Annotated in this window: 10 protein-coding genes, 1 tRNA gene and 1 rRNA gene; 7 read left to right on the plus strand and 5 right to left on the minus strand. The window is 44.9% G+C overall.

Features of this window, described 5'->3' with window-relative positions; translation table 11 throughout:
- Nucleotides 1-69: 69 nt before the first annotated feature.
- Nucleotides 70-1,341, minus strand: a complete 1,272-nt coding sequence (locus EXZ60_RS06125) for a divalent metal cation transporter (RefSeq protein WP_277435455.1) — start codon at nucleotides 1,339-1,341, stop codon at nucleotides 70-72.
- A 248-nt stretch (nucleotides 1,342-1,589) separates the two neighbouring features.
- Here EXZ60_RS06125 and EXZ60_RS06130 point away from each other — a divergent pair, with 248 nt between their 5' ends.
- Both EXZ60_RS06130 and EXZ60_RS06135 read left to right on the plus strand, forming a co-directional pair.
- Entirely contained in the window at nucleotides 1,590-2,327 is a 738-nt protein-coding gene (locus tag EXZ60_RS06130; protein WP_047691070.1) for an RluA family pseudouridine synthase, read from the plus strand.
- A gap of 29 nt (nucleotides 2,328-2,356) precedes the next feature.
- The gene (locus EXZ60_RS06135; RefSeq protein ID WP_277435456.1) at nucleotides 2,357-3,319 is read left to right on the plus strand and encodes a D-2-hydroxyacid dehydrogenase; all 963 of its coding nucleotides are present in this window, start codon (nucleotides 2,357-2,359) and stop codon (nucleotides 3,317-3,319) included.
- 66 nt (nucleotides 3,320-3,385) lie between these two features.
- Here EXZ60_RS06135 and EXZ60_RS06140 read toward each other — a convergent pair whose 3' ends face one another.
- The 3 genes from EXZ60_RS06140 to pepA form a co-directional block, all read right to left on the minus strand.
- A complete protein-coding gene (locus EXZ60_RS06140) occupies nucleotides 3,386-6,247 on the minus strand; it encodes a valine--tRNA ligase (RefSeq protein WP_277435457.1) in 2,862 nt (953 codons plus the stop codon).
- A gap of 94 nt (nucleotides 6,248-6,341) precedes the next feature.
- The gene (locus tag EXZ60_RS06145) at nucleotides 6,342-6,791 is read right to left on the minus strand and encodes a DNA polymerase III subunit chi (RefSeq protein WP_277435458.1); all 450 of its coding nucleotides are present in this window, start codon (nucleotides 6,789-6,791) and stop codon (nucleotides 6,342-6,344) included.
- 67 nt (nucleotides 6,792-6,858) lie between these two features.
- Nucleotides 6,859-8,367 carry a leucyl aminopeptidase gene (gene pepA / locus EXZ60_RS06150; RefSeq protein ID WP_010318842.1) on the minus strand — a complete coding sequence of 503 codons (1,509 nt, stop codon included), beginning with the start codon at nucleotides 8,365-8,367 and terminating at the stop codon, nucleotides 6,859-6,861.
- A 189-nt stretch (nucleotides 8,368-8,556) separates the two neighbouring features.
- Between pepA and lptF the strand changes: the two genes are divergently transcribed.
- Both lptF and lptG read left to right on the plus strand, forming a co-directional pair.
- Nucleotides 8,557-9,657 (plus strand): LPS export ABC transporter permease LptF, encoded by a 1,101-nt coding sequence (gene lptF, locus EXZ60_RS06155; RefSeq protein ID WP_013855997.1) that lies wholly within the window; start codon nucleotides 8,557-8,559, stop codon nucleotides 9,655-9,657.
- A 3-nt stretch (nucleotides 9,658-9,660) separates the two neighbouring features.
- A complete protein-coding gene (lptG, locus tag EXZ60_RS06160) occupies nucleotides 9,661-10,731 on the plus strand; it encodes an LPS export ABC transporter permease LptG (protein ID WP_277435459.1) in 1,071 nt (356 codons plus the stop codon).
- A 62-nt stretch (nucleotides 10,732-10,793) separates the two neighbouring features.
- Here lptG and EXZ60_RS06165 read toward each other — a convergent pair whose 3' ends face one another.
- A complete protein-coding gene (locus EXZ60_RS06165; protein WP_026027814.1) occupies nucleotides 10,794-11,273 on the minus strand; it encodes an RDD family protein in 480 nt (159 codons plus the stop codon).
- A gap of 195 nt (nucleotides 11,274-11,468) precedes the next feature.
- On the opposite strand from EXZ60_RS06165, the gene EXZ60_RS06170 reads away from it, so the two are divergent.
- From EXZ60_RS06170 to EXZ60_RS06180, 3 genes are all read left to right on the plus strand, one after another.
- Nucleotides 11,469-11,553, plus strand: a tRNA-Leu gene (locus EXZ60_RS06170).
- A 248-nt stretch (nucleotides 11,554-11,801) separates the two neighbouring features.
- Complete coding sequence (locus EXZ60_RS06175) at nucleotides 11,802-13,052, plus strand: HD-GYP domain-containing protein (protein WP_017045406.1); 1,251 nt, start codon at nucleotides 11,802-11,804, stop codon at nucleotides 13,050-13,052.
- 625 nt (nucleotides 13,053-13,677) lie between these two features.
- Nucleotides 13,678-13,797, plus strand: a 16S ribosomal RNA gene (locus tag EXZ60_RS06180); the annotation flags it as partial.

Below are 13,797 nucleotides of genomic sequence, written 5' to 3' on the forward strand. Positions count from 1 at the left end.
TTGGCCTTTGTGGCGTTACATTAAAAATAACAAAGGCCTTTTTCGATAAGGCCTTTGTTTTGTCTGCTGTTACATAATCCACTTCCACCAAATAAATAGCGCTAAAAAGCCAAACAGATAAACAAGCCCTACGATAGACAGTGCTTTGAGTTTTTTTCCTACTGCGAGTTCAGCCGGTAAAGGTGTTTTAGTCACCAGAATATAGTTGAGCAGCGCAAAAATTGGCGTGGTCATAAATGCCATGATCATCGCAAAATTCAGCATTGGCATCAGTGCTGAAGCCCAAAAGGCAATGATGGCCAGCGCTAAAGCCGATACCACGATGACCCAAGCTTGGTAGCAACGTGGGCTTTGGCTCTCTTTGTTTTGCAAAAGACGTTGTGATTCTGCAATCACTCGTGAATAGCCATCAATGACGGTGATGGTGCTGCCAAAAATACAGAAAAAGGCGATCACTGCAATTAAATAACGTGACCACTCACCTATGGTTGAAGCGTACAATCCGACCAATTGATGCGAAAAGCCGACGCCAGATTTCGAGAGCTCAACGCCTGTTCCGTGTAGTACTAAGGCACCAAGCGCTAAAAATACAATCGCCAAGATTGCAGTACCGATATAGCCCACATTGAAATCAAATAGTGCGGATTGCGGCGTCACTTGCTGCTCTTGGCATTGACGCTTGAGCCATACCGAAGTGATGCTCGAAATCTCAATGGGTGCGGGCATCCAGCCCATTGTCACCACCAAAAAACCGATCGCGGCGAGTGTCCAAGGTGAAGGTGAAATAGTTTCCACTACTATCTGCGCTGGGTTTGCGACGGCAATCACCACGGCGAGTAAGGTGGCGATTGTCAGTACTGCCATAATCATTTTAGAAAGTGAGTCGAGCGCGCGAAAGTGGCCTGCAAAAAGGATCAGCAAACAAGTGGTCAGCACAATCACGGAAAGAACAATATTGCCCAGCTCAAAAGGGACAAAATAGGCCAGTAAGCTGGCGCTAAACAGCAGTAACGCGGCGGTGTTTATAATGGCCGATACTACGCTTAAGAGGGCAAAAACCCATAGGTAAGCGCGCCCGAGATGAGCATAGCCTTGTACTAAACTTTTGCCTGTCCCCATGGTGTATTGAATGCCAGCCTTAAAAAAGGGGTATTTTAATAAGTTGACTAGCAAAATGAGGCCTGCGAATTGCCAGCCATAAATTGCACCTGCTTGAGTTGACGCGACGAGATGAGAGCCGCCGACGGCTGCTGCTGCCATCATAATGCCCGGCCCGAGTGAACGAAGCAGTTGTGGCAGGGTTAAACGTTTGGCCGATTGATAAGGGACGCTGTGTTCCATTCTTGTTCCTTAGACTTGATGTTGTGTTATTTATAATTTTTGCTTTTGAAGCTGACTTTAATGTCAAGCTCATCAATCAATATCACACCCAGTTAATCTGTCAATTTTAAGTTACATTTCAAGTGATATTTCTAAGCAAGGCTAACTTACTGACGATTTCATGATTTAACGAAACTAAGATGACTCTTCTCTATTGGCTTGGCGGAGAGGTTGGTATAATGCGCCGATTTTTTTAGGAGAAACCTTCGATGGCTATGCTTGAATACACGCCGCCCACAGATCCTTGGATTGATATTGTCTATGAAGATGATCAGATTCTCGCGGTGAATAAACCTTCAGGTCTGCTGTCGGTTCCAGGACGCTTGCCTGAGCATCACGACAGTATGTGGAGTCGTTTGGCTGAGCAATATCCAGAGATCCAAGTTGTGCATCGTTTGGATATGTCGACTTCTGGCTTGATGGTGCTGGCAAAAAATAAATACGCGGAAGGGGCATTGAAAAAGCAGTTTCAATACCGTTTAACGCATAAAATTTATTACGCTCGCGTGTGGGGCGTAATGGAACTTGACGAGGGGGCGGTTGAATTACCCCTGATTTGCGATTGGCCAAATCGGCCTAAACAGAAAGTCTGCTTTGAAGATGGGAAACCATCAAAAACTTTATATCAAGTAGCGAAAAGAGAAGAAAAAACGACAATTGTACGTCTTTTTCCTGTAACTGGCCGTTCGCACCAATTACGTGTTCACATGCAAGCTTTGGGTTATCCGATTGTGGGTGATGAGTTTTATGCCCCGCAAGAAGCGCAAGATTTTTCCGATCGCTTAGCGCTGCATGCCGCAGAGCTCAGTTTTTATCACCCAAAGAGTCATTGGTTACGTAACCTTTTTGTTGCTTGTGACTTTTATCCCGAAGCACAAGAGCAAATTTTGCAACACTTTGATCCTGAGCGAAAATTACCAGATTACAAAACGTTGCCCCGACCTTAGTGTGATGTGGGTGGCGACAAGGAGCTGATATGTCACTACCCACGGTTGTATTTCTCGATAGGGCCACAATCCCTGCTTATATTCGATTGCCAAGCTTACCTTTTGCTCATCATTGGCTTGAGTTTGACTTTACTTCTGCCGAACAAGCGCTCGATCGCCTATCTCAAGCCGATATCGTAATCACCAATAAAGTGGTGCTGGATAGAGCGTTACTCTCACAATGTCCGAAATTGCGCTTGATTGCTGTGTCGGCCACAGGCGTCAATAATGTCGATGTCGATTACTGTCGTGAAGCAGGCATCGCACTGGTGAATGTTCAAGGCTATGCCACCCGTTCTGTTCCGGAACATGTAGTTGGGATGATTTATGCCTTAAGGCGTAACTTGTTTGCTTATCATCAAGATATTGCCAATGGCGAGTGGCAGCGCAATCAACAATTTTGCTTTTTTACTCATCCGATAGGGGATGTTGCAGGTTCAACGCTTGGTATTGTGGGGAGTGGCGCGCTCGGACAGGCAACTGCAACGTTAGTACGAGCGATAGGCATGCAGGTGATATTTTCTGAACGAAAGGGGGCCAAGTTATGCCAACAAGGTTTTATGCCCTTTGAACAAATGTTAGCGGAGGCGGATGTTGTGAGTTTACATTGCCCATTGAGCGAGCAAACCCGAAACCTGATAGGTGAGAACGAATTAAAGATGATGAAGCCTAATGCATTGTTGATTAACGCAGGCCGTGGTGGTTTGGTTGATGAGCAAGCACTTGTGACAGCATTGAAATCTGGGCAAATTGCTGGCGCTGGAGTGGATGTATTCAGTCGAGAACCAGCGGATAAAACAAATCCCTTACTAGCCAATATGGATTTGCCAAATTTGTTGCTCACACCGCACGTGGCATGGGGTAGTGACTCAGCTATTTCACAATTGGCAACGATTTTGATGGATAACATTGCCGCGTTTGAGCGTGGAGAGCACAAAAATCGCGTCTGCTGATGGCGTGAATAAACAAAAAAGGTCGGTATTTTCACACCGACCTTTTTAATGGTAACGCAATCGCGATTATAGCGCGGCTATGGTCGCTTTCTGTTCTTCCAGTTTAACCAAGGTATCTTGATAGCCATTCAGCTTTTGACGCTCGATAGCGACAACGGCTTCGGGTGCTTTAGCGACGAACCCTTGGTTATTGAGTTTGCCTTCAATGCGTTTGATTTCGCCTTGAGTTTTAGCAATCTCTTTTGCTAAGCGCTCTAGCTCCGCATCTTTATCAATCAAACCAGCCATTGGGATCATCAGCTCAGATTGACCAACCAGCGCCGTTGCACAAGCAGGAGTCTCTTCACCCTCTTCAAGAACGCGTAGTGCCTCCAGTTTAGCCAGTGACAACAGTACCGCTTTGTTCGCTTCTAAACGTGCCACTTCTTGCTTGTTGGCGGCTTTTAGCATCACGTTAAGAGGTTTGCCTGGGTTGATATCGTACTCGGCACGTAGGTTGCGAATGCTAGTAATAAAGGCTTTCACCCATTCGATATCATCCAGCGCCGCTTGGTTGAAGTTCGCTTCATCGTACTGAGGCAGCGCTTGCAGCATGATGGTATCCCCTTCAACGCCGTCCACTAATGGCTTAATGCTTTGCCAAATAGTTTCAGTGATATACGGGATCACTGGGTGCGCGAGGCGTAATGTTTTCTCTAATACCGTAATTAATGTACGGCGCGTTGCGCGTTGCTGCGCTTCACTGCCTTTCCACAATACGGGTTTAGTCAGCTCTAAGTACCAGTCGCAGAATTGGTTCCAGATGAATTCGTAAAGGGTATTTGCCGCCATATCTAAACGGAAGTTGTTGATATGGTTGTTGAACTCTTTAGCCGTCAATTCAAATTGAGACTCGATCCATTTATCGGCTAACGAATACTCAAGCTCGCTACCTGCGTTAAAGCCACAATCGAGATCTTCGGTATTCATCAACACGTAACGGCTCGCGTTCCAGAGTTTGTTACAGAAGTTGCGGTAACCTTCTAGGCGTTTCATGTCCCAGTTGATATCACGACCGGTTGAAGCCATCGCTGCTAGCGTGAAACGCAGTGCGTCGGTTCCATAAGGTTCGATACCATTTTCAAAGGTTTTACGTGTATTTTTCTCGATCTTGGCTGCAAGCTGTGGCTGCATCATGTTGCCACAACGTTTTTCAACCAGAGACTCAAGATCAATACCATCGATCATATCGATAGGATCAAGCACGTTGCCTTTAGATTTTGACATTTTGTCGCCGTTTTCATCACGGATAAGGCCTGTGACATAAACAGTTTTAAATGGCACTTGTGGTTTGCCATTCTCATCTTTACAGAAGTGCATGGTCATCATGATCATGCGTGCAACCCAGAAGAAGATGATGTCAAAACCAGTAACAAGAACGTCAGACGGGTGGAATGTTTTTAGTGCCTCAGTATTTTCTGGCCAGCCTTGTGTACCAAAAGTCCAAAGAGCAGAGGAGAACCAAGTGTCCAATACATCATCATCTTGGCGCAGTACCACCACTGGGGCTAGGTTGTTTTGTTCGCGCACTTCTTCTTCGCTACGGCCGACATAAACGTTGCCGTCGTTGTCATACCAAGCAGGAATACGATGACCCCACCAAAGTTGGCGTGAGATACACCAATCTTGCACGTCACGCATCCATGAGAAGTACATGTTTTCGTACTGCTTAGGCACAAATTGAATCTCGCCATCTTCAACGGCTTTGGTTGCGACTTCCGCTAGTGGCGCTGTGCGTACGTACCATTGGTCGGTTAGCATCGGTTCGATAACCACACCACCACGGTCACCGTAAGGAATGGTGAGGTCGTGATCTTTGATTTCTTCAAGCAGGCCGAGAGCTTCAAATTCAGCTACGATGGCTTTACGTGCCGTAAAGCGCTCCATGCCTTGGTACTTAGCAGGTAGATCGCTGCTGTAAGCGTCACTTGGTTCACCATTGGTGTTGAACACTTCGGCGGCGTCACGAATGTTGGCATCAAAGGTGAAAATGTTGATCATCGGCAGTTGGTGGCGCTTACCGACTTCATAGTCATTGAAATCGTGAGCTGGGGTGATCTTCACACAGCCTGTGCCTTTTTCCATGTCGGCGTGCTCATCGCCCACGATAGAAATGCGACGATTGACGATTGGCAGCATGATCTCTTTGCCGATCAGAGCTTGGTAGCGTGGATCTTCAGGGTTAACCGCTACGCCTGTGTCACCCAGCATGGTTTCAGGACGAGTGGTCGCAACAACAATGTAGTCTTTACCATCTGCTGTTTTTACGCCGTCAGCCAGTGGGTAACGGAAGTGCCACATGTGACCTTTGACGTCTTTGTTTTCTACTTCTAGATCAGAAATTGCAGTGTGCAGTTTTGGATCCCAGTTCACAAGACGTTTACCACGGTAGAGTAAATCTTCTTGGTAAAGGCGAACAAACACTTCTTGAACGGCATTGGATAGGCCCGCATCCATAGTGAATCGTTCACGATCCCAGTCTACCGATGCGCCAAGGCGGCGAAGCTGTTTAGTGATGGTTCCACCTGATTCGCCTTTCCACTCCCAAATTTTGTCGATAAACGCTTCGCGACCGTAGTCATGCTTGGTTTTGCCTTCTTCAGCAGCAATTTTACGTTCAACCACCATTTGGGTAGCAATACCGGCGTGGTCTGTACCCACTTGCCATAAGGTATTTTTGCCTTTCATGCGTTCGCAGCGGATCAAAGTATCCATAATGGTGTCTTGGAATGCGTGACCCATATGAAGGCTACCAGTGACGTTCGGCGGTGGGATCATGATGCTGTATGCTTCTTTTGATGTATCACCGTGAGGCTTAAAGTAGCCGTTCTCTTCCCAAGTCTGATACAGAGCTTGTTCGATTGCTGTTGGGTTATATGTCTTTTCCATAGTGCTCTTAAATGGATACTGTGAATGGTTAATCTTAGTCAAACTTCATAAGTGAAGGATCTTGTTAAAGATCGCCTTAACTATAAGGTTTGACCTATGGATGTTGGATCTCGATTGTTTGCAATTGGTAGCCAGCTTGACGGTAGATTTTATACCTTTCGCGTGCTCGTTGCTTTGCTTTTTCTTCGCAGGGGACGAAGTCTACCACCTCAGCAAAGGCGTTCGCAAAGGTTGTATGATTATCCGCCACATTTATTACCAGTTGACGATTCCAATTGGGTTTGACGTTGGGGTAGCCAATCTCGATATGAGTAGAGTATTTCGGGCCTTCACCCACCAGATTGTGCGCGACAAACTGTTCTTCAGGTACTTGCCATAAATGTTCGGCAAACTGTTCAGCGTGAGTTTTATCATCACAATGCAGATAAATTTTTGCCCCTTGTTTGGCGAAGTGATGAGCCAGAAATAGGACATATTGCTCAAAGCCTGCCAGCGTTGCTTGAGGGCTTTCTTCGTTCACAATGTAAAAGGTGGCTCGCTGCATGTTGTCACCTACTATCTAATCGCTCATCAACAAAAAAGGGCCTTGCGGCCCTTTTCACATTTTGAGGTTATTCCTCAGACTCTTGGCCGCTGCGGTTCAATAAGAACTGGACGAGCAATGAGACGGGACGACCTGTTGATCCTTTTGCTGCACCTGACTTCCATGCCGTGCCAGCAATATCCAAATGCGCCCAGTTATATTTCTTAGCAAATTTAGATAAGAAGCAGCCTGCGGTAATCGTACCACCAGGGCGACCACCGATGTTTGCCATATCAGCAAATGGGCTCTTTAGCTGCTCATGGTACTCGTCGGCCATTGGTAGACGCCATGCGCGATCACTTGCTTGTTCTGAAGCATTAACCAATTCATGCGCCAATGGGTTGTGGTTTGAAACCACGCCACTGATGTGGTGACCTAATGCAATCACACAAGCGCCAGTTAGTGTCGCCACATCTACCACGCAATCGGGTTCAAAACGCTCAACGTAAGTGAGTGCATCACATAGAACTAAGCGACCTTCGGCATCGGTATTGAGTACTTCAACCGTTTGGCCAGACATAGTCGTGAGAATGTCACCAGGGCGATAGGCATTGCTGCCTGGCATGTTTTCACAACCGGCTAAGATACCCACGACATTTAATGGCAATTTCAATTTAGCCAATGCTTTCATTGCGCCAAAGACTGACGCCGCACCGCACATGTCATACTTCATTTCATCCATGCCTTCGCCTGGTTTTAATGAAATACCGCCGGAATCAAACGTTAGGCCTTTACCCACCAACACAATGGGTTTTGCATCTGGATCTGGGTTGCCTTTGTACTCAATGACCGACATCATCGACTCATTTTTTGAGCCACGACCGACGGCGAGATAAGAGGTCATGCCCAACTTTTCCATCTCTTCTTCACCAATGATTTTGGTGGTGACGCTCTCGTAGTCGTCCGCTAAGCGGCGCGCTTGAGATGCAAGATAAGCTGGGTTGGCAATGTTGGGTGGCATATTGCCAAGATCTTTCGACGCTTTCACACCGGATGCAATCGCAAGGCCGTGTGTAATCGCGCGCTCACCTAAGTTAAGCTCACGGCGAGTCGGTACGTTAAAGACAAGTTTGCGCAGTGGGCGGCGAGTCTCCGGTTTCACGCTCTTGAATTGATCAAAGGTGTACAGACCATCTTTCGTTGCTTCAACCGCTTGGCGTACTTTCCAATAAGTATCGCGGCCTTTAACGTGTAGTTCAGTCAGAAAACATACGGCTTCCATTGAACCCGTTTCGTTCAGTGTGCTGATGGTTTTTTGAATGATTTCTTTGTACTGACGTTCGCCTAATTCGCGCTCTTTACCACAACCTACCAGTAAAACGCGTTCAGACAGAACACCAGGGACTTGATGCAGCAGTAGCATCTGGCCGGGTTTACCCTCGAGATCACCACGGCGAAGTAGTGAACTAATATAGCCGTCGCTGATTTTATCAAGCTGCTCTGCTACTGGAGAAAGGCGGCGTGGTTCGAACACTCCAACAACGATACATGCGCTACGTTGTTTCTCTGGACTGCCACTTTTTACACTGAACTCCATGCGTACTCCTACATCCTGAAGACAAATAGAACTAAATGTTAGATAATGCGCTCTTAGTGGTTGAATCCGAGTTTGGATCTACTTTTAATTGAACGCCTAACAGTTAGTGAAAATTTTAAAAATAAAAGGTTCAACGGGAAATTATAGTGATTCAATCAAAAAAACAAGTTTTGTATAGGTAATTTCAGCGTGATTATTGTTAGATATTTGATCCGCGAGACACTCAAGAGCCAATTTGCGATCTTTTTCGTACTGTTTCTCGTGTTTCTTAGCCAACGATTTATTCGCGTTTTGGCTGAAGCTTCCGATGGTGACATTCCAGCACGAATGATCTTATCTATTGTAAGTTTAAATATGCCCGCAATGGGGTTATTAATGCTGCCTTTGAGTTTGTATATCGGCATCTTACTGACTTTTGGGCGTTTGTACGCAGAAAGCGAAATTACGGTGATGAATGCCACTGGTATCGGCAATAAATTTTTGATCCGTGCTGCACTCTATTTGGCTTTGATCACTTCAGGTGCTGCAGCATTTAACGCATTCTGGTTGGCACCTTGGAGCCAAGATAAAGAAGCACAATTAATGGAGCAGCTCGCAGCAGAAAATAGTGTTGATTTGCTACAGAAAGGACAATTTCAACGCACACCAGATGGTTCCTCGGTGGTTTTCATCGAAAATATTGAAAACAAAAAACTGCATAATGTGTTTGTTGCGCAGCTTGCACCAAAGGATTCGATACTCCCGAGTGTGATGTTCTCTAATTCTGGTGATGTTAAAGAGCTCAGTGATGGCCGTCAGATGATCACCATGTATGACGGGATTCGTTATGAAGGCGTGCCAACACGCGTTGATTATATGATCACAAAATTTGACGAATACGAAGGTTTAATTGGGCAGCGTGAAGTTAAACCCAAAGGACGCGATTGGGAGGCGTTACCGACATCCAATCTGCTTTCCAACCCGGATCGAAGAGCGAAAGCTGAGTTGCAATGGCGAATTTCTCTGGTGATTTGTATTCCGTTACTCACCATGCTGGTGGTCCCTTTGTCGGCGGTTAACCCTCGGCAAGGACGCTTTGCGAAAATGGGACCTGCAATCTTAATTTATTTGGCCTATTTTATGGCCATCAGCGCAACCAAGTCCGCCATTGAAGATGGCTCACTTGCTACGGTGATCGGTATGTGGCCAATCAATGCTGCGTTACTTTTGGCGGCGATTTCAGTGAATATCATGGACAGTGTGCCAGTGCGGCGCTTCAAAGATAAACTAAGACTAAAGAAGGCAGCATAACGCGTGTTTAAGATTTTAGATTTATACGTTGGCCGTACTATTGTTGCGACAACCTTGCTAGTGCTGGCGACCTTTGTTGGTTTGTCCGGCATTATCAAATATGTTGAGCAATTGAGAAAAGTCGGGGAAGGAAGCTACGATTTACTGCAAGCTTTACTGTTTGTGGTGTTGAGCATTCCTCGTGATATCGAGATGTTTTTTCCTATGGCCGCCTTACTCGGTGCGTTGATTGGGTTAGGTATGTTGGCATCAAGTTCTGAGCTCGTTGTCATGCAAGCTGCGGGGTTTTCTAAGCTTAATATCGGTATGTCGGTATTAAAAACCGCAGTGCCATTAATGATCATTGTCACCTTGCTTGGCCAATGGGGAGCACCCCAAGCGCAGAAGATGGCGCGAGATCTGCGCGCTTTTTCTCTCTCTGGCGGTAGTATTGTTTCAGTGCGTAGCGGTGTGTGGGCTCGCGATGTGAATGATTTTATCTTTATTGGTAAAATTGATGACAACAAACTCTATGGCTTAAATATGTGGCGCTTTGATAACAATAAGAGTTTGCAAAACATCCTTTTTGCCGAAGAGGTGGATTACGATAAAGACAATCAATGGGTAATGAAAAATGTTCAAATCACCGACATGCGCGATGATGTATTGATAACAAAGCAAACATTACCCGAATATCGTTGGACGACTTCATTAGCTCCAGACAAACTAGCAGTGGTCACGGTCAAGCCTGAAGAGTTGTCACTGAGTGGCTTGTATGATTATGTCAGCTATTTAAAAACGTCGGAGCAAGATGCTTCACGGTACGATCTGGCGTTGTGGCGTAAAATTACTCAACCTTTTTCTATTGCTGTGATGATGCTAATGGCACTATCGTTTATTTTTGGGCCATTGCGCAGCGTTACTATGGGCGCAAGGATTTTGTCAGGCGTGATTGCAGGCTTTACATTTTATATTTCCAGTGAGTTTTTCGGCCCACTGAGTCTTGTTTATGGTATCCCACCAGTGTTTGGTGCCGTCGCACCCAGTTTGGTGTTTCTCAGCGTTGCCGTAATGTTGTTAAGACGAAAACTCTAAAAATGACAGGTAAGAACTATTAACAAAAAGGAAGGGCAAACCTTCCTTTTTGTTATTCCGACTCAATTAACTTTAGGAAGTACCACTACTTTCGTTTTGGCCCAAATATCTTGGAACCCTCTTTTTTGTTGATCAAAGGGTACGGTGAGGTTTGCCAAGCCAAAGCCTGAGGTGAACAAACGTATTAAAGCTTGCGTGGCGCTGATTGAATTTCCATCTTGTTCGTTAATTATCAAAAGTCGCCAAGCACGCATCCCTAATGTCTGGCCTGCTCTTGTCCAGAAAAAGACGAAGAAGTAGACCCAGACAGCGGCAAGGTAAAATGTGTAAACATAGCTCCAAATGGGATGACGAGTGAGAAGGTCGCTGACATCTGCATACGAGCCATAGCTCATCACATTCAACGCAACGAGAGCTTCTAATATAGCAACGACAACACCAGCAGCCATCATCTCAAGAGCAATGATGATTAATGCATCGTAAATGAGCGCACCAAATCGGCGTAGTAATCCGGCAGGCGGTAGAGAAATAGAGTTACTCATCATATCTAAACATCTTTTGTATTCGCGAAATTGCAGCAGCATATAGCCTCGAAGAGGATCTGAAAAGAGAAGAGACGCACAGCTTGAAGGTTTGTGGCGAAAATATCGGCAAACGATTTGTATTTCAATATTTTGTTATTGCGCCAATAACTTTCTTACGTATAATGCCAACCATCAAAGGGCAATGCCCAAGATGCCGGTGTGGTGAAATTGGTAGACACGACGGATTCAAAATCCGTTTCCTTCGGGAGTGGCGGTTCAAGTCCGCCCACCGGTACCATAATTTAAACAACAAAGCCTCGACGAAAGTCGGGGCTTTGTTGTTTTTGTCCTCGAAATAATAGTCCACTATCTTAGATAAATGGGACTCTTTTGATAGCCTTCACATACTTCTATATTGAACAGCGCACATTTCTCGCTTCTAGCCATACACATTTATATCAACACTACTAATATGTAGTTGATGAACTTTTGAGTGGCTTCTTTTAAACTCATTAACTACTTAGTACTTAAGGTGTTATATAAATTGTGGCAAGCATAAAAATCACAGTAGATAGATTGCAGCCTGGCCTGCACATTAAGTTGCCCGTAAAGTGGAACGAACACCCCTTTCTTTTTAATAGCTTTAAGATTAAATCCCAAGAACAGATTCAATTGATAAAACACTTGGGGATTCAACATGTTTATATCAATCCTGCGCAAAGCGATACTCAACCCTTACCTGTCAATACGCAGCCGGAAGCCATAGAAGAATCTTCAGAGATGGAGAGTGAGGCTGAAAAATTGTGGGAAGAGAAGCAGAAACGGATTGAAAAGTTGAACGCATATCGTAGGCGAGTTCTAAACTGTGAAAAAGAGTTTGAGCGTTCTCTATCCCGTATGCGTGCGGTAATGAACAAGATACGCAATCGGCCAGAGGATGCGATAGATGAAGCTTCAATTTTGGTTGAAGATATCGTCGATAAGCTACTGAGTGAAGATAGCGTTACGCTGCATTTAATGAATGGCAAAAGTGAGTTTGAAGACATCTACTTTCATTCACTCAACGTTTCGGTCATTGCAATGATGATAGGAAAAGCGAAAGGGTATGATGCTCAAAAAATCAAAGAACTTGCTTTTGCTGCGCTGTTTCATGATATAGGCAAAATTAAGGTTCCCACCGCGATTGTTAGAAAGAAAACAACACTGACAGAGCCCGAACAAAATTATCTCAAATTACATACTAAGTATGGTTTGGATATTGCGAGTCATATCGATAGCTTTCCAGAAAGTGCAAAGAGAGTAATAGAACAGCATCATGAACTTAATGACGGCAGTGGGTATCCGCTTGGTTTAAAGGAAGCGGCTATTGATGAGCTTTCACAGGTCATTACGGTCGCGAATGTATTTGATAATTTGTGTCATCCCAATATCGTTGCAGAGCAGAAGATTCCTTATATTGCACTTTCCTATATGTATAAGCATTGTAATCACTTATATAGTAACGAAAACTTAAACGTATTGGTTAAATTTATGGGCGTTTTCCCTCCAGGAACCGTTGTTCAGCTTTCTAACAATATGGTTGGGTTAGTCATCTCCGTAAACGCCAGCCACTTACTATATCCTAATGTATTGATTTACGACCCTTCGGTTCCGCGAACCCAAGCGCCCATTATTGATTTAGCTGATCGAGATTTGAAAATTGTTAATGCCATTCTTCCGCATAAACTTCCGGATAAAATCCGAGACTATCTTAACCCACGCTCTAGAATCTCTTATTTCTTCGATAGTGATGAGTAATATGTTTCTTTGTACTGCCTCAGTGCGAGCTTTCATTGACGAAGAAAAGCACGCAATATGAAGTGTGTCACCTTAATGCTCTGGTGATAACAAGGAGATTTAGAGAGGGAAATAGGTCGCTAATTAATCGATATTTAACGCTTTGGCGTCTTTTTGTTCACTTGAGCTATCAGAAGGTACTTTTTTCTAAAAACCGCTTGCACTCATCTTCGTTCTCCCTATAATGCCGCCTCACTGACACGGCACAGCCAGTAAGGGTTCAAGCCCAACCAGCAGCCAATCAGTAGGTCAAATCAGTAAGACGAAATAATTTAATAAAGTGTTTGACACTTTTCATTATCTCGCTAGAATGGCCGCCTCTTCAAAGGAAGCCTCGGCAACCCAGCGAAGAACGCTCTTTAACAATATAAACCTATCAATCTGTGTGGGCACTCGTTGATGATAATCAAAAAAGATTTATCAATGAACTGAGTGACCAATCAGAATCAAGTTTACTTGATTTTGGCACAGTCAATTCATTGTTGCTCTGTTGGAGCAGCAATAACTTTGAAATTATTTTTTACTTTCGAGTAAGAGTAGTTTTAAAGTCAGTATTCATTGAGCCGGTCTTAGGACCCAAAAACTTTAATTGAAGAGTTTGATCATGGCTCAGATTGAACGCTGGCGGCAGGCCTAACACATGCAAGTCGAGCGGCAGCACAGAGGAACTTGTTCCTTGGGTGGCGAGCGGCGGACGGGTGAGTAA

The sequence above is a fragment of the Vibrio sp. 1151_11 genome (assembly GCF_029478525.1).
In the GTDB taxonomy this organism is placed as follows: domain Bacteria; phylum Pseudomonadota; class Gammaproteobacteria; order Enterobacterales; family Vibrionaceae; genus Vibrio; species Vibrio anguillarum.

What these genes read in the sequence shown, in the direction of transcription:
- EXZ60_RS06125 (WP_277435455.1), bottom strand. Translation starts at nt 1,341, where the DNA reads ATGGAACACAGCGTCCCTTATCAATCGGCCAAACGTTTAACCCTGCCA.
- EXZ60_RS06130 (WP_047691070.1), top strand. Translation starts at nt 1,590, where the DNA reads ATGGCTATGCTTGAATACACGCCGCCCACAGATCCTTGGATTGATATT.
- EXZ60_RS06135 (WP_277435456.1), top strand. Translation starts at nt 2,357, where the DNA reads ATGTCACTACCCACGGTTGTATTTCTCGATAGGGCCACAATCCCTGCT.
- EXZ60_RS06140 (WP_277435457.1), bottom strand. Translation starts at nt 6,247, where the DNA reads ATGGAAAAGACATATAACCCAACAGCAATCGAACAAGCTCTGTATCAG.
- EXZ60_RS06145 (WP_277435458.1), bottom strand. Translation starts at nt 6,791, where the DNA reads ATGCAGCGAGCCACCTTTTACATTGTGAACGAAGAAAGCCCTCAAGCA.
- pepA (WP_010318842.1), bottom strand. Translation starts at nt 8,367, where the DNA reads ATGGAGTTCAGTGTAAAAAGTGGCAGTCCAGAGAAACAACGTAGCGCA.
- EXZ60_RS06165 (WP_026027814.1), bottom strand. Translation starts at nt 11,273, where the DNA reads ATGAGTAACTCTATTTCTCTACCGCCTGCCGGATTACTACGCCGATTT.